12 protein-coding genes are annotated in these 18,966 nt (G+C 64.3%); 9 read left to right on the top strand and 3 right to left on the bottom strand.

What is annotated here, in order from left to right; genetic code table 11:
• Together APH35_RS05955 and APH35_RS05950 are read right to left on the bottom strand one after the other, a co-directional pair.
• Positions 1–870: an ABC transporter permease gene (locus APH35_RS05955; RefSeq protein WP_060493694.1), complete on the bottom strand. Its 870-nt coding sequence runs from the start codon at positions 868–870 to the stop codon at positions 1–3.
• On the bottom strand, positions 867–1,886 hold the full coding sequence (locus tag APH35_RS05950) for an ABC transporter ATP-binding protein (protein WP_060514404.1): 1,020 nt from the start codon (positions 1,884–1,886) through the stop codon (positions 867–869). The genes APH35_RS05955 and APH35_RS05950 overlap by 4 nt, the downstream gene beginning before the upstream one ends.
• Before the next feature lie 249 nt (positions 1,887–2,135).
• Between APH35_RS05950 and APH35_RS05945 the strand changes: the two genes are divergently transcribed.
• Entirely contained in the window at positions 2,136–2,963 is an 828-nt protein-coding gene (locus APH35_RS05945; protein WP_012272825.1) for an IclR family transcriptional regulator, read from the top strand.
• Between the two features lie 68 nt (positions 2,964–3,031).
• Here APH35_RS05945 and APH35_RS05940 read toward each other — a convergent pair whose 3' ends face one another.
• The gene (locus APH35_RS05940) at positions 3,032–4,885 is read right to left on the bottom strand and encodes an ABC transporter ATP-binding protein (protein WP_012272824.1); all 1,854 of its coding nucleotides are present in this window, start codon (positions 4,883–4,885) and stop codon (positions 3,032–3,034) included.
• Between the two features lie 335 nt (positions 4,886–5,220).
• Here APH35_RS05940 and bcsE point away from each other — a divergent pair, with 335 nt between their 5' ends.
• From bcsE to bcsC, 8 genes are read left to right on the top strand one after another with little or no spacing between them, the layout of a single operon-like run.
• Positions 5,221–6,894, top strand: a complete 1,674-nt coding sequence (gene bcsE, locus APH35_RS05935) for a cellulose biosynthesis protein BcsE (RefSeq protein WP_082425712.1) — start codon at positions 5,221–5,223, stop codon at positions 6,892–6,894.
• Positions 6,887–8,500 (top strand): cellulose biosynthesis protein BcsG, encoded by a 1,614-nt coding sequence (gene bcsG, locus APH35_RS05930; protein WP_060514403.1) that lies wholly within the window; start codon positions 6,887–6,889, stop codon positions 8,498–8,500. The genes bcsE and bcsG overlap by 8 nt, the downstream gene beginning before the upstream one ends.
• Entirely contained in the window at positions 8,497–8,715 is a 219-nt protein-coding gene (bcsR, locus tag APH35_RS05925) for a cellulose biosynthesis protein BcsR (RefSeq protein WP_012272820.1), read from the top strand. The genes bcsG and bcsR overlap by 4 nt, the downstream gene beginning before the upstream one ends.
• Positions 8,712–9,419, top strand: a complete 708-nt coding sequence (gene bcsQ, locus APH35_RS05920) for a cellulose biosynthesis protein BcsQ (protein ID WP_060514402.1) — start codon at positions 8,712–8,714, stop codon at positions 9,417–9,419. Before bcsR ends, bcsQ begins: the two co-directional genes overlap by 4 nt.
• The gene (gene bcsA / locus APH35_RS05915; RefSeq protein ID WP_060514401.1) at positions 9,416–12,025 is read left to right on the top strand and encodes a UDP-forming cellulose synthase catalytic subunit; all 2,610 of its coding nucleotides are present in this window, start codon (positions 9,416–9,418) and stop codon (positions 12,023–12,025) included. The genes bcsQ and bcsA overlap by 4 nt, the downstream gene beginning before the upstream one ends.
• Complete coding sequence (bcsB, locus tag APH35_RS05910; protein WP_082425710.1) at positions 12,022–14,310, top strand: cellulose biosynthesis cyclic di-GMP-binding regulatory protein BcsB; 2,289 nt, start codon at positions 12,022–12,024, stop codon at positions 14,308–14,310. Before bcsA ends, bcsB begins: the two co-directional genes overlap by 4 nt.
• Positions 14,310–15,425: a cellulose synthase complex periplasmic endoglucanase BcsZ gene (bcsZ, locus tag APH35_RS05905; protein WP_060514399.1), complete on the top strand. Its 1,116-nt coding sequence runs from the start codon at positions 14,310–14,312 to the stop codon at positions 15,423–15,425. Before bcsB ends, bcsZ begins: the two co-directional genes overlap by 1 nt.
• Positions 15,413–18,931 carry a cellulose synthase complex outer membrane protein BcsC gene (bcsC, locus tag APH35_RS05900; protein ID WP_060514398.1) on the top strand — a complete coding sequence of 1,173 codons (3,519 nt, stop codon included), beginning with the start codon at positions 15,413–15,415 and terminating at the stop codon, positions 18,929–18,931. Before bcsZ ends, bcsC begins: the two co-directional genes overlap by 13 nt.
• The last annotated feature ends 35 nt before the right edge of the window (positions 18,932–18,966 follow it).

The following is an 18,966-nucleotide window of genomic DNA, read 5'->3' as shown; positions in this document are numbered from 1 at the left end:
TCAAACTCCAAGTGCGCGTTTGTAGCGGCGTTCGACCAGCCGGTTCCAGCTGAGCATCACCAGCAGGTTGATCAGCAACAGGGCGACCGCGATGGTGGCCCCCATCGGCCAGTTCAGTTCGGCCAGGTACTGGTCGTAGATCATGGTGGCGACCATCTTCAGTCGGCGCCCGCCCAGCAGGCCGGGGATGGCGAACGAACTGGCAGCCAGGCCGAACACGATCAACGTGCCCGACAGCACACCGGGCATGATCTGTGGCAGCACGATGCGGCGGAACACCGTCCACTGGCTGGCGCCCAGCGACAGCGCGGCCTGCTCGGCGGCCGGGTCGAGCTTTTGCAGCGAGGTCCACACCGGGATGATCATGAATGGCAGCATCACGTGGACCAGGCCGATGATCACCGCAAACGGTGTGTACAGCAGCTTCACCGGCTGCCCGCCGAGGGCCGTGATGCCTTGGTTGACCAGGCCATCGGCACCCAGCAGCAGGCTCCAGCCGAATGCCCGCACCACCACCGAAATCAGCAGCGGAGTCAGCACCAGGATCAGGAAGATCGAGCGCCACGGCGCACCCATGCGGCTGAGTACCATGGCCTCGGGGATACCGATCAGCACACACAGCAAGGTGACCAGGGCACTGATCCAGAAGGTGCGGAAGAAGATCTCGTAGTAATAGGTGTCGGTCACCAGGCTCAAGTAATGGCTGAGCGTGTACTGGCCGGCCTGGATACCCGTGGTGTAGTCGAACGCGTTGAACGACAGCAGCACGGTCAGCCCCAGCGGCATCACCAGCAGCGCCAGGAACAACAGCAGGGCGGGGCTGCTCAGGCCGTAGCCCCAGGCGTTGCTGCGCAGTTTTGCGGTACTCATGCCGCCACCTCAGCCGCGTTCAGTACCCGCAGCAGGGCATCGTTCCAGTCCAGGCCAACGTGCGTGCCTTCCTCCAGCGGTGCGTTGCCATCGTTGGCACGAACCACGGCCAGGTTGCCCAAGGCCGTGTCGACGCGGTACAGCCACTGGCTGCCGAGGAAGTAGCGGCAGCTGATGCGGCCCGCCAGCTTGCCGCTGCCGGCGGCGCCAAGGTTGATCTTTTCCGGGCGCAGGCTGAGGGTCAGCGGGCCTTGGGCTGCAGCCTGCGGTTGCCCGCCGGGGCCGGTTACGCCTCGCAGGCGGTTGGCCTTGCCGACGAAGTCGGAAATGAACGGCGTGCCTGGGTGTTCGTAAAGCCGGTAAGGGTCATCGACCTGGGTGATACGCCCGGCTTCCATCACCACCACCCGATCACTGATCGACAAGGCTTCGGCCTGGTCGTGGGTGACCATCAAGGTGGTGATGCCTACCTCGTGCTGAATGCGACAAATCTCGAACTGCATTTCTTCACGCAGGTGCGCGTCCAGGTTGGACAGCGGCTCGTCCAGCAGCAGCACCGGCGGTTCGATCACCAGCGCGCGGGCCAGGGCTACACGCTGACGCTGGCCGCCGGACAGTTCCCGTGGGTAGCGTTCGGCATGTTTGTCCAGGCGTACCAGCGCCAGGGCCTGGTCGACGCGGCGGGCGATGTCGGCATTGGCCACCTTGCGCATGCGCAGGCCAAAGGCGACGTTGTCGCGCACGGTCATGTGCGGGAACAGCGCGTAGCTCTGAAACACCACCCCCAGGCCGCGGCTGGCCGGTTTGGCATGGGTGATGTCACGGCCATCGAGCACGATGCGCCCGCTGGTGACTTCGACGAAGCCGGCGATCATCTGCAGGGTGGTGGTCTTGCCACAGCCGGAAGGGCCGAGCAGGGAGACGAACTCGCCTTTTTCGATGGACAGTGACGAGCTGGCCACTGCCTCCGTGGCGCCATAGCGCTTGCAGAGTTTGTCGATCAACAGAAAGGTCATGGCTGTGCTCCATCGCAAACGGAACCGGGGTCAACCGGCAGTTTCAGGGTGGGCAGAGCGCCAGCGGCGAAAAGCAAAGCTTTTACGGACGTTGGCGCTCGCTTCTGTGGCGGCGGCCGATGTTGTGATATCGCCCTATGGACCGGAGAGTAGGGCAATGATTAGGATGGCGACAAAGGGTAATTTCACTGAGTGACAGCTATTTTGAAATTATTCCACTCATTGGAATTTCTTAGGGTTAAGTGAAAAATGGATTCCGATAAACGAAATGAACAAGGCAAGGAAGTCGGCGTCACTGCGGTGTCCCGTTTGTTCGCCGTGTTGCGTGCGCTGGGTGATTGCGCTGGCGAGGGTGAGAAGGTTAGCCAGCTAGCACAGCGGGTTGGCCTGGCGCAGCCGACCACCCACCGTTTGCTGCGCAGCCTGATCGAAGAGGGCATGGTGGACCAGTGTGCGACCAGCAAGCGCTACCGCCTGAGCCTGGATTTCTTCGCCCTCGCGGCCAAGGCCGGGCAGGCTGGCAACCTACGCGATGTGGTACGCCCGAGCCTGCTGAGGCTTTCGGCTTCATTGGGTGATTCGCTGTTTTTGCTGGCACGTTCAGGGTTCGACGCGGTGTGCCTGGACCGCAGCGAAGGGCCGTACCCGATCCGTACCTTCACCGGTGATATCGGTGGCCGCGTGGCCTTGGGCGTGGGGCAGGGCAGCCTGGCGATCCTGGCCTTCCTGCCCGAGGAGGAGCGTGACGAGGTGATCCGCTACAACTTGCCGCGCTTGAAGGACTTTCATCATTACGACGAAGTGCTGCTGCGTGCCGAGATCGACAACGTGCGCAGCCTGGGCTATGCCGGGCGCAATACCGGCGTGCTCGACGGCATGGCCGGTTTGGCGGTGCCGATCCTTGACCGTAATGGCCATGCGGTCGCGGCCCTGAGCGTGGCGACCATCAGCGACCGCCTGGGGCCCAACCGCATGCCGACCGTGGTGGCATTGCTCAAGCGCGAGGCAGCGGCGATTGGCGAGCGTATCAACCCGTTTGATCCGGTGTTGCGCCGGCCTTCTCATGTGTTTGGTTAGTGCCAAGGCATTGCCGCATCGCCAGAACAACAGTTGGGGCCGCCCTGCGGCCCCAACCAATAGCAGGCCTACTCCACAGCCTCTGCAACACCCTGGTCTTCCCCCAGGAAGCCACCGCTCTGGTGCTGCCACAACCGCGCATAGGTGCCATTCTTCGCCAGCAGTTCGGTGTGGGTGCCTTGCTCGATGATGTGCCCTTCATCCATCACGATCAGCCGGTCCATGGCGGCGATCGTCGATAAACGGTGGGCAATGGCGATCACGGTCTTGCCTTGCATCATTTCATCCAGGCTCTCCTGAATGGCCACTTCCACTTCGGAGTCCAGCGCGCTGGTGGCTTCGTCCAGCAGCAGGATCGGTGCGTTCTTCAGCATGACCCGGGCAATGGCGATGCGCTGGCGCTGGCCACCTGACAGTTTGATGCCGCGCTCCCCCACCAGTGTGTCGTAACCGCTGTTGCCCTGGCGGTCGCTGAGCTGGCCGATGAATCCATCGGCTTGGGCGTTGGCTGCAGCGGCGCGGATCTGCGCCTCGGTTGCATCGGGGCGGCCATAGGCGATGTTGTCGCGAATCGTTCGGTGCAACAGCGAGGTGTCCTGGGTCACCATGCCGATAGCATTGCGCAGGCTGTCTTGCGTGACCTTGGCCACGTTCTGCCCGTCGATGCGGATTTCCCCCTTGTCCACGTCGTAGAAGCGCAGCAACAGGTTGATCAAGGTGGACTTGCCCGCACCGGAGCGACCCACCAGCCCGACTTTTTCGCCTGGGCGAATGTTAAGGCTGAGGTCGTTGAGCACCTGGCGCTCGCCGTTGTAGTTGAAACTGACCTTGTCGAAGCTCACCGCGCCACCGGTGGTGACCAGCTCGGTAGCATCTGGCGCATCCTGCACCTTGGGGCCGCGGGTGAGGGTGGCCATTCCGTCCTGCACGGTGCCGATGTTTTCGAACAGCGAGGTGATCTCCCACATGATCCAGTGCGACATGCCGTTGATACGCAAGGCCATGGCGGTAATTGCCGCCACCGCCCCGGTGCCGACCTGGCCCTGGTGCCACAGCCACAGTGCATAGCCCCCGGCGCCCATGATCAAACCCACCACCAGCGCCTGGTTGACGATTTCGAACTGGCTGACCAGGCGCATCTGACGAAAGCCGGTCTGCTTGAAATCTTCCATGGCCGCACGGGCAAAGTGCGCTTCGCGGTTGGAGTGGGAGAACAGCTTCACCGTGGTGATGTTGGTATAGGCGTCGGACACCCGCCCGGTCATCGACGACCTGGCGTTGGCCTGCTCCTGCCCGACTTTGCCCAGGCGCGGTACGAAATACAGCATCGCCAAACCGAATAGCACGACCCAGGCGATGAATGGCAACATGAGTTTCAGGGCGAAACCGCCGGCCAGGGCAATGATCGCGATGAAGTACACGCCAATCCCAGGGAGGATTTCGATGAGTGTGAACAGCACATCGCGCACTGCCAGTGCTGTCTGCATCACCTTGGTGGTGACCCGGCCGGAAAACTCGTCAGAGAAGAACGACAAGCTCTGGCGCAGCATCAAGCGGTGGAAGTCCCAACGCAGCCGCAGCGGCAAGTTGATTGCCAGCACCTGGTGTTGAACCATGGTGCGCAGCGCCACCAGCCCGACGCTAACCAGCAGGACGATGCCGATGCCCCAGAGTACGCGGCTTTCGTCGGGGCCGACGGTGCCGCCGGCCTGCCACGCCGAAAGCAGGTCGACCACCTGGCCGAGGAAGGCGAACAGCCAGGCTTCATAGATCGATACCCCGGCACTGAGCAGTGCCAGCGCCAGGATGTAGCCACGGGCGCCGCGGGTGCAGGCCCACATGAAGCGCACCAATCCCATTGGCGGCGGTGGCACCTCGTCGGGCGGGAAGGGGTCGAGCCTGCGCTCAAAGATACCAAGCATGCTTGTCTCCGGAATATCGATTTTTACTTAACCGGTAACCATACAGCACAGCGCGGGATTCGCCTTCAGCAGCCAGCACCGATGCAGGCAAAGTGCATCACATCAAGCGCTGTGCAGGGCGCCTGCGGGGCGTCTGTTAACAAAACTTTGCAATTGATTACATTTTCGTCTGATTGCAAATTGCCTTGGTGCTGTAGGATTGACGCGCTTTTATCTTTCGTGATGTTTTTGTCGTTTTATTGACGTAGCTCATGAGGCTTCATCAGCGGGCATGTCACATTCTCCTTTCAAGCCCTTTCGATTTACTTAGCAGAGCCAGTGTTTTGACGTATGCAATGCCGTTGTTGGCGATTTCCGGCCTGAGCGCCGAGAGTAGCCAGCTTCATCAGCAAGGATTGTATTGGTTAGCCTGTGACGCCACCGAAGACGCCACTTTGCTATGCCGCCAGGTGGTCGAAGGCATGCCCGCTCATACCAGGGCAGCCCTGATTGCCGAAACGCAAGCCATGGATGACGTGCTGGGTGCGCTCGACGCCGCATGCGGCCCGGCCGAGCTGGCGCTGTATGAAGCCAACCCGCGTGCCATCCGCTACCTGTTGCATGATCTTTCCCGTCTCGATGCCCCTGGGCGTGTGCTGGTGCTGCTGGCACCGGCCGATGCCTGGGCGGGCACCGAAGTCGAGCACTGGTGCAATGCCCTGCGCCCCGCTTTGGTGGCCGAGGCAGCGCTGCTGCTGGTCATCAGTGGCGGGCAGGGTACCGCCCTGGTCGAGCGCCTGCGTGCAGTCAATCAAAGCGTGGACGGGTTGGCCCAGGTGTACCGTGGCAAAGGTGGGGTGCGCTACCTGCAGCATTTCTGGAGCAACCCGCTCGGCAAGGCTGGTGCGTGTGAACTGCAACTGGAGCGCCGTAATGCGGGTTTTGCCGTTACCGGAGCGCCGCAGGTGCCAGCCGACACCGGTGGCGATGAGCTGCTGTACCTGGCCCAGCGCCCAGTACTGGAAGGCGCACCCGCGTTCTCCGAGCACTGGCAGGTCTGCGAAAGCCTTGATGAACTGAGCGCCAAGGCCAGCCGTGCGGTCTCTGCCACGGTAATATTCGCCATCGATGGTGGGCAGCGCCTGGACCACCTGGCGCGCCAGCTGCACCGCCTGCGCCAGCGGCGTGGCAATGCCTTGAAGTTGGTGGTGCGCGAAATGGCACCCACCCTGCGTTACCAGGACGAACAACTGCTGCTGGCCTGCGGCGCCACCCAGATCGTGCCGTTCGGCGCCAGCTTGTCGCGCTTTTTGACCATGGTCGAAAGCATCCAGGGCTATGTCTGGCGCCGGAACCTGCCAAGCGACTTCGATGCCTTACTGGCCCGCCTGCGGCCGCAGGCCATCTGCGGGCTGGTGGCACCCCGGGCATTCGCCGAAGCGGTGCAAACCATGTGGCAGGGTGTGCGTCACGGTGAAATCGTCCACCAGTTACTGGTGCTGCACCCGGCGCCTGGGCTGACCCCACTGCAGGCTTGCTCGCGCACGGCGTTCCGCCGTGATGGCGACATTGCGTGCGTGGTTGGCGAGGTGTTGTTCCTGTTCCTGTTCGCCTGCCGCTGCGAAGGTGTCGAACAAGCGCTGGATCACATCTTCCAACTGTCGTGGAAAGAGCTGTTCATTAGCCAGGAGGTGCTTGCCGACCTCGACAGCCTGGCCGCCCCGGCGTTTCTCGACAGCAGCTTGCCACAGCCACCCCGGGCCGATCCGGTGGTGCAGCGGCAGGCACAGGCGTGGCCGGCACTGGCCCCGCGCAAGGTCGCTCTGGCCAAGCGGGGGGGGCGCATGAACTTCGTGCAACTGCTGCAGGTGGTCGGCATTACAGCCCTGGTCACATTGGGCCTGGCTTTGTTGATGTTGCGCCTGTGCGCGGCCCTGCGCACTTGGTTGCGCCGTCGCCTTTCCCCCCGTTACCTGAAACCACTGGGCGTACGCCACCGCGCTGTACGCCAGGACCCCCAGAATGACTAATACCACCGTCACCCTCCCGGTACTGGCCCGCTGGCCTGGACTGGGAGGGTGGAACCTCTATTTTTTTGCCAAATTTTTGTTGGTCGCCCTTGGCATGCTCGACTTCCAGGCATTGCCAAACCTGCTGTTCGCTGCGTTTCTGCTGATCCCGTTGCCGGGCAAGTGGCTGCGTATTGCCCGGCAACTGCTGGCGGTACCCATCGCAATCGCGCTGTTCTACCAGGACACTTGGCTACCACCCTTCAGCCGCCTGTTGGCGCAGCCGGGGGTGCTGGATTTTTCGTGGGACTACCTGCTTGAACTGCTGGGCCGCTTCGTCAACTGGAACCTGTTGGGCGCGCTGACGCTGTTGCTGGTGGGTTACCTGTACCTGCGCCATTGGCTGCGCCTGAGCACCTTGAGCCTGCTGGGGCTGGCCTGGTTGGCAGCTGGCGGCTTGCCATCGCTGGGGGCGGGCCAGGCGCCCGGCGTGGTGACGAGCACCCCGGCCGAACCGCTGCCCACCACCGCAGCCGCTGACAATGCCACGCTCGACAGCTGGCTTGAGCGCTTCTTCGCCAGCGAGCGCGAGCGGGTAACGGCGTTTCCTGCCGTGAATGCCGATGAACAGCCGTTCGACCTGCTGGTGATCAACATCTGTTCGCTGGCCTGGGATGACCTGTCCGCCGTGGGGCTGCGCGACAACCCGTTGCTGTCGCGCATGGACGTGGTCTTCGACCAGTTCAACTCGGCAACTTCCTATAGCGGCCCAGCCGCCATTCGCGTGCTGCGTGCCAGCTGTGGGCAGTCGTCGCATGCTGGCCTGTACCAGCCTGCCCCGGAGCAGTGCCTGTTGTTCCAGAACCTGGCCCGGCTGGGTTTCCAGAGCAACACTTTGCTCAACCACAGTGGCCGGTTCGACAACTTCATCGGTGACATTACCCAGCAGCGCATGCCACAACCGGGCATGCGCAATACCGACTTCCCAAGGGCACTGGTGGGCTTCGACGGCTCGCCGATCGCCAGCGACCTGGAGGTATTGCGCCGTTGGTGGGGGCAACGCAAAAGCACTGCGAATGAGCATGTGTCGCTGTTTTACAACAGCATCAGCCTGCATGACGGCAACCGTATCGTCACCGCCGACGGCGGTACCCGCGTGGCCGACTACGCCACCCGCGCCAATCGCCTGTTCGGCGAGCTTGGCACCTTCCTCGACGAATTGGAGCGCAGTGGCCGCCGGGTAGTGGTGGCCATTGTTCCAGAGCATGGCGCTGCGTTGCATGGCGACCGCATGCAGCTGTCGGGCATGCGCGAAATCCCCACGCCGTCGATTACCCATGTGCCAGTCGGGCTGAAGTTCATCGGCATGGGCCAACCTGCCCGCAGCGAGCCGCTGCGGGTCACGGCAGCCACCAGTTACCTGGCGTTGTCCGAGCTGATCTCCCGTGTGTACGCGGGCCTGGGCCAGCAGCACGTGCTGGATGTGCCCGGCCTGCTGACCGACCTGCCAACCACCGAACAGGTTGCCGAAACCGCCGGCGCGCAGGTGCTGAATTACCAGGGGCGCGCCTACATGCGCCTGCAAGGCCAGCCTGACTGGCAGCCCATCCCCAAGGAGCGCCCATGATCACTGGCAAGGCAGACCCGTCCGACCGCAGCGACGACATCGCCCAACTGCGCCAGCACCTGGACATGCCCGAGCTGAACTACCAGGACATCTCGATGCTGGTGGGCGTTCAGCAAGCCCTGCAGCGCTGGCCGTTGCTGGGTGAAAGCTGTCGGGCCAGCAGCCAGGACGGGTTGTACGCGGCTGTCAGGCAGCGCGAGGGCGTTTCGTCATGACCAGCCTGGCCCTGCACGGGGTGCGCGGAGGCCTGGGGCGCAGCGCCTTGTTGGCTGCGCTGGGCTATGCGCTGCAGGGTATGGGCGAGCGGGTGCTGCTGATTGACCTGTGCCCAAGCAATTTGCTCGGCCTGCACTTCAACCTGCCGCTGGATACGTCCGAGGGCTGGGCGCTGGCCGAGCGGGAAGGGCGGCCGGCCAGCGATGCTGTGTATGAGGTGCTCGATGGCCTGTGCCTGCTGCCGTTCGGCAACCTGCCTGGCAGTTCGCGGCACCTTGTGCCTGACGCGCTGGCATGGCGTGCTCGCCAGGCCGAACTGGCTGAGCAGTTCGATTGGGTGTTGTTCGACCTGCCGCAACCGTTGGCCGACAGCGCTGGCAACGGCATCGAGACCGATGTGCGGGTACTGGTGGCTGAGGCCGAAATGGCCAGCCACCTGCTGCTCGGGCGCCGACCGGTTGAGCACTACGACATGCTGCTGGTCAATCGCTACGACCCGGCCAGCCGTTTGCAGAGCGACCTGTTGATGGTGTGGCGCGACCTGTTCGGTGAGCGCTTGCCGATCCAGGTGGTCCACCGCGACGAAGCCTTCCTCGAAGCCCTGGCGTGCAAGGCGCCGCTTGGCCATTACGCCCCGCAGAGCCTGGCCTGCCGGGACGTACAAAGCCTGGCGGTACGCTGCCTGACGAGGCGCGGGCCGTGACCTTGACTCCTCTGTCGGCCTATACGTGGTTCACCGCCCGTGGTGCGCGGCTACCGGTTGCCTGGCTGTTTACCTTGGGCGTGTGGCTGGCCTTTCTGTTCCTGCGCCTGGAGTCACCCGCCTGGCAGGCATTGCTGGCCGAACGCCAACGCCTGTACCCGCAGCTTTCAGGCAAGCGCCCGAGCCTGGGTGACCCGCTACGGCTGCTGATCCAGAGCCTGTGGTTGCTGGTGCGCCGTCAACCGGTGGCACGCACAACAGGGCCTGGCCGCCGAGCATGGGGCGCAGTGCGCTTGCGACTGCGGGGTGTTGGCCAGGTTGGGCGCCATTACCGAGGGCTGCTGATCGATGCACTGCATCGGGTGCCCGCGCGCTACCGCGCCAGTGCTTTCAGGCACGAAGCCTCGGCACGCCTGCGCGGCCTTAGCGTGCTCGCCCGGCGGGTGTTCTACAGCGTGTTGACGGTGTGCGCCGCAAGCCTGGCCCTGCTGTGCGTGACTGAACCGTTCGGCTACCTGGCGCAACTGATGTTCATCTGCCTGTTGCTGGGCATTGCCATGCTGGTGCGACACATGCCGGGGCGCTTCCCGACCCTGATGCTGATCGTGCTGTCGACCATTATCTCGTGCCGCTACCTGTGGTGGCGCTACACCTCGACCCTGAACTGGAACGACACCACCGACCTGGTGTTCGGGGTGATTCTGTTGGCAGCCGAAACCTATTCGTGGTTCGTATTGATCCTGGGTTACATCCAGACCAGCTGGCCGTTGCAGCGCAAACCGGCCAACCTGCCGGCCAACCCGCAGCACTGGCCGACTGTCGATTTGTTGATTCCCACCTACAACGAAGACCTGTCGGTGGTGCGCACCACGGTACTGGCCGCGCTGGGCCTGGACTGGCCGCGCGAGTGCCTGCGCATCTACATCCTCGATGACGGCCGCCGTGATGCGTTTCGTGCTTTTGCCGACGAAGCCGGGGTGGGCTACATCGTGCGGCCCGACAGCAAGCACGCCAAGGCCGGCAACCTCAACCATGCGCTGGGTGTGACCGACAGCGAGCTGATCGCCATCTTCGACTGCGACCACGTGCCGGTGCGCTCCTTCCTGCAAATGACCGTGGGCTGGTTCCTCAAAGACCCGAAGTTGGCGCTGGTGCAGACACCGCACCATTTCTTCTCGCCCGACCCGTTCGAGCGCAACCTCGGCTCGTTCCGCCGTCGCCCCAATGAAGGCGAACTGTTCTACGGCTTGATTCAGGATGGCAACGACATGTGGAACGCGGCGTTTTTCTGCGGCTCGTGTGCCGTGCTGCGCCGCACCGCATTGGAAAGCATCGGCGGTTTTGCCGTCGAGACCGTGACCGAAGACGCCCACACCGCCCTGCGCATGCACCGCCAGGGGTGGTCGTCGGCTTACCTGAGCATTCCGCAGGCCGCGGGCCTGGCCACCGAAAGCCTGTCGGCGCACATTGGCCAACGCATTCGCTGGGCCCGTGGCATGGTGCAGATCTTCCGCACCGACAACCCGTTGTTCGGGCGTGGGCTCAGCCTGTTCCAGCGGGTGTGCTATGCCAACGCCATGCTGCACTTCCTGGCCGGCTTGCCACGGCTGATATTCCTGACCGCGCCGCTGGCGTTCCTGTTGCTGCATGCCTACATCATCTACGCACCGGCGTTGATGATTCTGCTGTACGTGCTGCCGCACATGATCCACGCCAGCCTGACCAACTCGCGCATGCAGGGCAAGTACCGGCAAACCTTCTGGGGCGAGGTGTACGAGACCGTGCTGGCCTGGTACATCGCCCGCCCGACCACGGTGGCGCTGTTCGCGCCGAAAAAGGGCAAGTTCAACGTCACCGCCAAAGGCGGCCTGATGGAGCAGGCGCAGTTCGACTGGCGTATCGCCCAGCCTTACCTGTGGTTGGCGGCGCTCAACGTGGTTGGCCTGGGCTTTGCCGTGTGGCGCCTGTTCACCGGCCCCACGGCAGAAATCGGCACGGTGATCGTCAGTTCGCTGTGGGTGATCTACAACCTGCTGATCATTGGCGCCGCCGTTGCCGTGGCCGCCGAAGTGCGCCAGGTGCGCCGTGCCCACCGCGTGCAGATGCGCTTGCCGGCGGGGCTGGTACTGGCCAGCGGTCATGCCTACCCCTGCACCCTGGTCGATTACTCCGATGGCGGTGTCGGCCTGCAGGTGCAGCAAGGCCTAGAGCTGAAACCGGGGGAACAGGTACGTCTGCTGCTCAATCGCGGCCAGCGTGAGTTCGCCTTCCAGGCGTGTGTCACCCGTACCGTCGGGCAACACGTGGGCCTGGTGTTCCACGCACTTGACCAGCAACAGCGCATCGATCTGGTCCACTGCACCTTTGCCCGTGCCGATGCCTGGCTTGGCTGGAGCGAGCAGCATGAGGTGGAGCGCCCGCTGCGCAGCCTGATCGATGTACTGAAGCTGGGCGGTGTCGGTTACCTGCGCCTGTTCGAGCACATGCCACCCTGGCTGAGGGCGCGCTTGCGCCCACTGCGTACGCTGGCGCTGTGGTTGGCCAGCTATTGGCCCCGCACACCGCGGGCAATCCCTTCCATGAACCCTGTTGATCGAGACGCATGATGACTGGTTATCCCGCGCGTGCCTGGGGCCTGGCGATGGCGCTGCTCGCCGCCTTGTCGCAGAGCGCCGCTGCTACCTCCCAAGCCCCGCTTGCCGAGCCCGCAATACCTACACCCACGGTACCGAACTGGCCGGTTGCGAAAACCTTCGAGCAGCTTGGGCATGCATCCGACAGCCTGCTGCTGGGTGTACGCAACAGCGAGCATATCGAGTTCGGCTTGCGTCGCGACCGCCTGGCCACCGAGGCCAGCTTGCAACTGGACTACACGCCTTCGCCGGCGCTGCTGCCGAACCTGTCGCACCTGCGTGTTTACCTCAATGACGAATTGATGGGCGTGGTGCTGGTGGAGAAGGACCAGCTGGGGCAACGCGTGCGCCGCCAGTTGCCGCTGGACCCGAAGCTGCTCAGCGACTTCAACCGAGTACGCCTGGAGTTCGTCGGGCACTACACCGATATTTGCGAAGACCCAGCGCACAGCGGCCTGTGGCTGAACCTGAACCGCAAGAGCCAGGTGCAGTTGCACGAGCAAGCCCTGGTGCTGGAAAACGACCTGGCGTATTTCCCGTTGCCATTTTTCGACGCGCGCGATACCGGCAAGGTGGAGTTGCCGGTGGTGTTCAGCGGCGTGCCGAGCTTGGGCGAGCAGCGTGCGGCGGCCATCCTGGCGTCCTATTTCGGCAGCCAGGCCGGTTGGCGCAAGGCCAGCTTTCCGGTGCTGTACAACCAATTGCCTGCCCGTGGCGACAAGCCTGCACCGAGCATCGTGTTTGCCAGCAACGACCGCCGCCCGGCGCTGCTCGCCGACCTGCAGCAGTTCCCGCTGGTCGATGGCCCGGTGCTGCAGATGATCGACCACCCCGACGACCGCTTCAGCAAAGTGCTATTGGTGCTGGGCCGTAACGACGACGACCTGGTCAAGGCGGCCTCGGCGCTGGCGGTTGGCAACAACCTGTTCCGTGGCGCGCGGGTGAAGGTGGAGCAGATGACTGCCTTGCAACCGCGCCAGCCCTACGATGCGCCGAACTGGACGCGCACTGATCGGCCGGTACGTTTTGCCGAGCTGCTGGATTACCCTGAGCAACTGCAAGTCAGCGGCCTGCAACCGCGACCTGTGACACTGGAGCTCAACCTGCCACCCGACTTGTTCGTGTGGCGTAACCAGGGCATTGCGCTACGCACCCTGTACCGCTACACGGCGCCGGCGGTGACCGATGAATCGCGCCTGAGCATCAGCGTCAACGACCAGTACATCACCAGCATGCCGCTGGTGGGCAATGACCGGCGCGGCGGTACGCTCGAGCAAATGCGCCTGGCCGTGCTGTCCGCTGACAACACGGCAGTGACCGAGAAGTCGCTGGTACCGGCGCTGAAGATTGGCGACCGCAACCGCATCCGCTTCGATTTCAGCTTTGCCAGTACCCTGGGCAGTGCTCAGCGTGACCGCTGCCAGACCTCGCTGCCGGTAGACGTGCGCGCAGCGATCGACGACAACTCGACCATCGACCTGTCCGGTTATCACCATTACATCGCCATGCCCGACCTGCGTGCCTTCGCCCGCAGCGGCTTCCCGTTCAGCCGCATGGCCGACCTTTCCGAGACCCTGGTCATCATGCCGGCCAAACCCACGGCGATGCAGGTTGGTACGTTGCTCGACACGGTTGGCGGGCTAGCCGGGCAGATCGGTTATCCGGCGCTTGGCCTGCAACTGATCGATGACTGGAAACACGCCGCAACGGCAGACGCCGACTTGTTGCTGATCGGCAACCTGCCCGAGGCTTTGAGCGATGCGCCCAACCTTGGCCTGCTGCTCAGCGCTCAGCGTGACTGGCTGCTGCAGGGGCGCAGCGCAAGGTTACCTGGCGGCCAGCGCTTCGATACCGAGCCGGTGGCTGCGAGCAGCCGCGTGGCAGTCAGTGCGCAGGCGCCGATTGCCGCCATCACCGGCCTGAAATCGCCATTTCACCAACAGCGCAGCGTGGTCGCCTTGTTGGCCAACAGCGACGGCGATTACGCGTTGCTGCGCGATGTGCTTGGCGATGTGGGCAAGCTCGATGCGGTGGCAGGCTCGGTAACGCTGGTGCGCAGCAGTGGCCTGAGCAGCCAGTTTGTGGGCGAGCACTATTTTGTCGGTGCGCTGCCGTGGTGGCTGCTGCTGTGGTTCCATTTGTCCGAGCACCCGGTGTTGTTGGCGGCGATCGCGGCGGTGTGCGTGGTGCTGTTCGCTTTCTTGCTGTGGCGAGCATTGCGCTGGGCCGGCAAGCGCCGCTTGGGTGAGGCGAGGTGATGATGCGCCAGATGCTGGTAGGGTTGGTCGCCCTGGGCCTGCCCGTTTTCGCCAATGCCGAGGCGGCGTGCTCATGGCCTGCCTGGGAACGTTTCAAGGCCGAGCTGGTGAGTGCGGACGGCCGGGTGATCGACCCGAGTGACGCGCGCTTGATCACCACGTCGGAAGGGCAGAGTTATGGGTTGTTCTTCGCCTTGGTGGGCAATGACCGCGACGCCTTCGCCCAGTTGCTGCGCTGGACCGGCAACAACCTCGCCGAAGGTGACCTGGCCAGGCACCTGCCGGCCTGGCTGTGGGGGCGTAACGAGCAGCAGCGATGGCAGGTGCTGGACGCCAACAACGCCAGCGATGCCGACCTGTGGATCGCCTACAGCCTGCTGGAAGCAGGGCGCTTGTGGCAGCAGCCCGCATACACGCAACTGGGCCAGCGCCTGCTGTGGCGTATCGCGGCGCAGACCGTGCGCAAGCTCCCAGGCCTTGGGGTGATGCTGCTGCCAGGTGACTACGGCTTCGAGGACGCCCAGGGTACCCGCCTGAACCCCAGCTACCTGCCGCTGCAGCTGTTCGACCGCTTCAGCGAGGTGGACCCCTTGTGGGGAGAGCTGGCGGCCAATACGCGGCGTTTGTGGTTGGCTTCGTCGCCAAAGGGCTTCGCCCCGGACTGGTTGCTGTGGACACCGGCCGGCAAGCCAGCGGCAGACCCGCAGCATGGCAGTGCCGGTGATTACGACGCCATTCGTGTGTACCTGTGGGTCGGCATGTTGGCCAAGGATGCGGTGCAACGCAACGAATTGGTCGCCCATTACGCGCCGATGGCGGCATTGACCCAGCGCCAGGGGCTCCCCCCCGAGCGCGCGGACGCACGCAGCGGCGAAGCCAGCGGCCAGGGGCCGGCCGGCTTTTCTGCGGCATTGCTGCCATTGCTGGCAGCCTCGCCGGCGCACGTGGCCGGCTTGGCGGCCCAGCGTCAGCGTTTGCGCGATCAGCCGGTCGAGGCCAAGGCGTATTACAGCCAGGTGCTGGTGCTGTTCGGCCAAGGCTGGGATGAGGCCCGTTATCGTTTTGACCCGCACGGCCGCTTGTTGCCGGCCTGGAGCGCGCCATGCAACGAATGATCGGCGTGCTGATGCTGGCGACAGTCACCTGCCAGGCAGCGGCGCAACCCAAGGATGCCGATGAGCAGCGCCAATGGCTGCTGGACCAGGTACGTCGCGGCGAAGCGCTGCACCGTGACGACCTGGTCCGTGATGCACTGGGCCGGCTGCAGTTGCTGGAACCGCGCAATCCGGATGTATTGCTGGCAGCCTTGAGCCTGGCACTGCGCGAAAAGAACAGCAGCGCTGCCGAGCAATTGGGCGCCCGGATCAGTGCCGTGGCACCTGGTAGCCTGCAAGCACGCCAAGCCAGTCGCCTGCTTGAGCTGCAACACCCTGAGTCTGCGCGGCGCTTGCAGCAGGCGCGCCTGTTGGCGGTGACCGGCCGCTATGAAGAGGCACTGGCGGTGTACGAGCAGCTGTTTGCTGGCGAGCCACCCAGCCTGGAGTTGGCCCTGGACTACTGGCGCGTGCGCGGCAATCTGCCGGGCCAGCGCCCTGGGGCGATTCGCCAGTTGCAGCGGTTGGATCAGCAGTACCCAGGCAGTGCCGGGCTGCGCCAGACCCTGGCCGGTTGGCTGTTCGCCGAAAAGCGCGATCGCGAGGCTTTGGCCTTGCTCGATCAGCTGTCACGCGACCCTGGTGCACGGGATGCTGCGGCCCAGCGCGAGTTCGATTACTTGGCGGGGCAAGCGGTGAGTGCCAGCAGCGCGGTGGCCTGGCAAGCCTTTGTCCAGCGCTACCCCGCTTCGCCACTGTTGGCGCAGGCCAGCGAGAATCTGCAACAGCAGCGCAAACTGTTGGCCGACCCGGCCTGGCAGGCTGGTCAACGGGGCAAGGCGCTGCTCGACAAGGGACGTCATGCCGAAGCCGAAGCACAGCTGCGCCGGGCGCTGCGCCAGTACCCAGACGATGCCAGCCTACATGGGGCGTTGGGTTATGCGCTGATGTCGCAAAAGCGATACGACCAAGCCAATGCATCTTTTCGGGCTGCGACTGACAAGGAACAGGACAGCTACAAGATCAGCAAATGGAGCGATATGGTGTCGGCAAGCCGATACTGGGCGGTAATCCAGAGCGGGGACCGTGCGCTTGCTGCAAACGACCTGCCAACAGCGCGCTCACGCTATCAGCAGGCACGCCAGCAGCGTCCAAACGATGAGTTCGCCTTGTTGGGCCTGGCCGATGTGTTAATGGCCGAGGGCAATACAGTTGCTGCCGAACGGCAGTTTCTGCAGGTCCGGCGTATGGCGCCGGATAACGGCATTGCCGTGCGTGGCTTGATGCGCGTTTACCAGGCGCAATCGCCAGACAAGGCGCAGGCCCTCCTGGACAGCCTGCCAGCACGTCAGCAAACGCAGTTCGCCAGCCTGCGCCGCAGCCTGGCGCTGGCGCGCTTACGCCAGCAAGGGGATGAAGCCTTGCAGCGCGAAGACTGGTCGACGGCCAGCCAGGTGCTGAACCAGGCCGCGTCTTTGGCCCCTGATGAGCCTTGGCTGGTCTACCAGTTGGCCAATAGCCTGCGTCATCAGGGGCGCACCGCCGAGGCCGACGCAGCCTTCGCCAGGGTGGTGCAGCACCAGCCACATGACCCGGCAACCCGCTATGCCCACGGTCTGTTCCTGGAGTCCAGCGACCGTGATGCCTTGGCCCTGGACAGCCTGGGAGCGATACCGCAGCCGGCCTGGACCCCGGACATGCACGCGCTTGAGCAGCGTATCCAGCGGCGCATGACCCTGGCCTCGGCGCAGCAGTTGCAGGCGCAAGGCCGCAACGCCGATGCGACAGCCTTGCTTGAAGCCAGCCTGGCGCGTGGCGAAGCCAGCCCGGATGACCTGATGCTGTTGGCCGACTGGGCCGCCGCGCTTGGTGAGCCTGGTAAAGCGCGGGGCTATTACCAGCGTGTACTTGCCGTGCAACCTGGCCGAGCCGATGCGCGCCTTGGGGTGATGGAAAGCGCAGTGGCCGAGGGTAATCTGGCGCAGGCTCGGCACATGCTGGGCGTGCAGGTGCCACAATTGGCTGCCGATGACAGTAATGCCCAGCGACGCCTGGCGGCGGTCTGGGTTGCCTTGGGCGAACACCAGCAGGCGGCCAGGCAGCTCGACCGGGTCGCAGCGCAGCAGACGCGCCCCGATCCGTTGTTACGGCGCGACGCCGCCCGCCTGGTAGTGCAGGAGGACCCGCAACGGGCGCTGGACCTCTATGCGGCAGCCATGGCTGATGCACAGTTGTTGGACCGCGCTGCGCTAGCACCACGGGATGACCGTGCATTGACGCTAGCCAGCCGCGAGCAGGAGGGTGACGACTGGCTGGCGCGCAGCCTGCGCAGTGACGTGGATGCCCTGTATCGCCAGCGCAATACCCACGTGACGCTGATGCACGATTACGGCTGGCGCGCGGACGACGGTACGCCTGGCACTTCCGAACTGAGTAAGCATTCGACCTTGTTGCATGTCGATACCCCTTGGCAGGACGGCACTGCCTTTGCGCGGATAGAGCGCATCGGCATGGATGCAGGCGCGTTCGAGCAGAACGATGAGGGGCGCTACACCCCCGACTTCGGCAGCTGCCAGTTCGTTGGCCAGACCGCCGACGGCAAAACGCTGCCGGCGTGTACGGGCGGTTCGCAGACAGCGAACGGCAGCGTGCTGGCGTTGGGTTGGCAGGGCAGCCGCTGGGCGTTCGACCTGGGCACCACCCAAGGCTATGCCATCAACAATTGGCTGGGCGGCGCAACGGTCAACGGTGACCTGGGCCAGGTTGGCTGGTCGCTGACCGCCTCGCGCCGGCCGATGAGCAATTCCCTGCTGTCGTTCGCCGGGGCACGCGACCGCCCGACGGGCGTGCGCTGGGGCGGGGTCACCGCCAACGGTGCCACGCTGGGCCTGAGCTGGGACCAAGGCGGCGACAACGGGGTGTGGGCCAGCCTGGGGCACCATTGGCTGTACGGCGAGAACGTGGCTGACAACCAGCGTACTCGGGCCATGGCGGGCTATTACCACCGCGTAGTGGAAAAGGCCGACGAGCGTGTGCGTGTTGGCCTGACGCTGATGCACTGGCGCCACGACAAGGACCTGAGCGGCTACAGCCTGGGGCAGGGTGGTTACTACAGCCCGCAGCGCTACAGCTCGGTGGGCGTGCCGGTCAGTTATGCCTGGCGCAACTACGATTGGTCGGTGCTGCTGGAAGGTTCCGTCAGCTGGTCCCAGGCCCACAGTGACAGCAGTCGCTTGTATCCGCACGCGCACGTCAATCGCAAGGTGCTGGCGCAGCATGGCGTTGACTCCAACATCGATGCCATGACTGAAGCCAGCGACAGCAGCGGCTTGGGCTATCGCGTGCGTGGCCTGTTCGAACGGCGCCTGAGTGATCAGTGGGTGCTGGGCGGCGGCTTCGACTGGCAGCACAGCGATGACTACGCGCCTAGCCATGGCATGCTCTACCTGCGCTACCTGTTCGAGCCATGGCGCGGCAACCTGGCATTGCCGGTAACGCCGCTGGAACCCTACAGCGAGTGGCGTTGACTGCATCGACATGGCCAGGGTTGACAGCAGCCCCG

Source organism: Pseudomonas sp. NBRC 111132 (assembly GCF_001320565.1).
GTDB classification, from domain to species: domain Bacteria; phylum Pseudomonadota; class Gammaproteobacteria; order Pseudomonadales; family Pseudomonadaceae; genus Aquipseudomonas; species Aquipseudomonas putida_P.
This window is presented reverse-complemented; position numbering and strand designations above follow the sequence as displayed.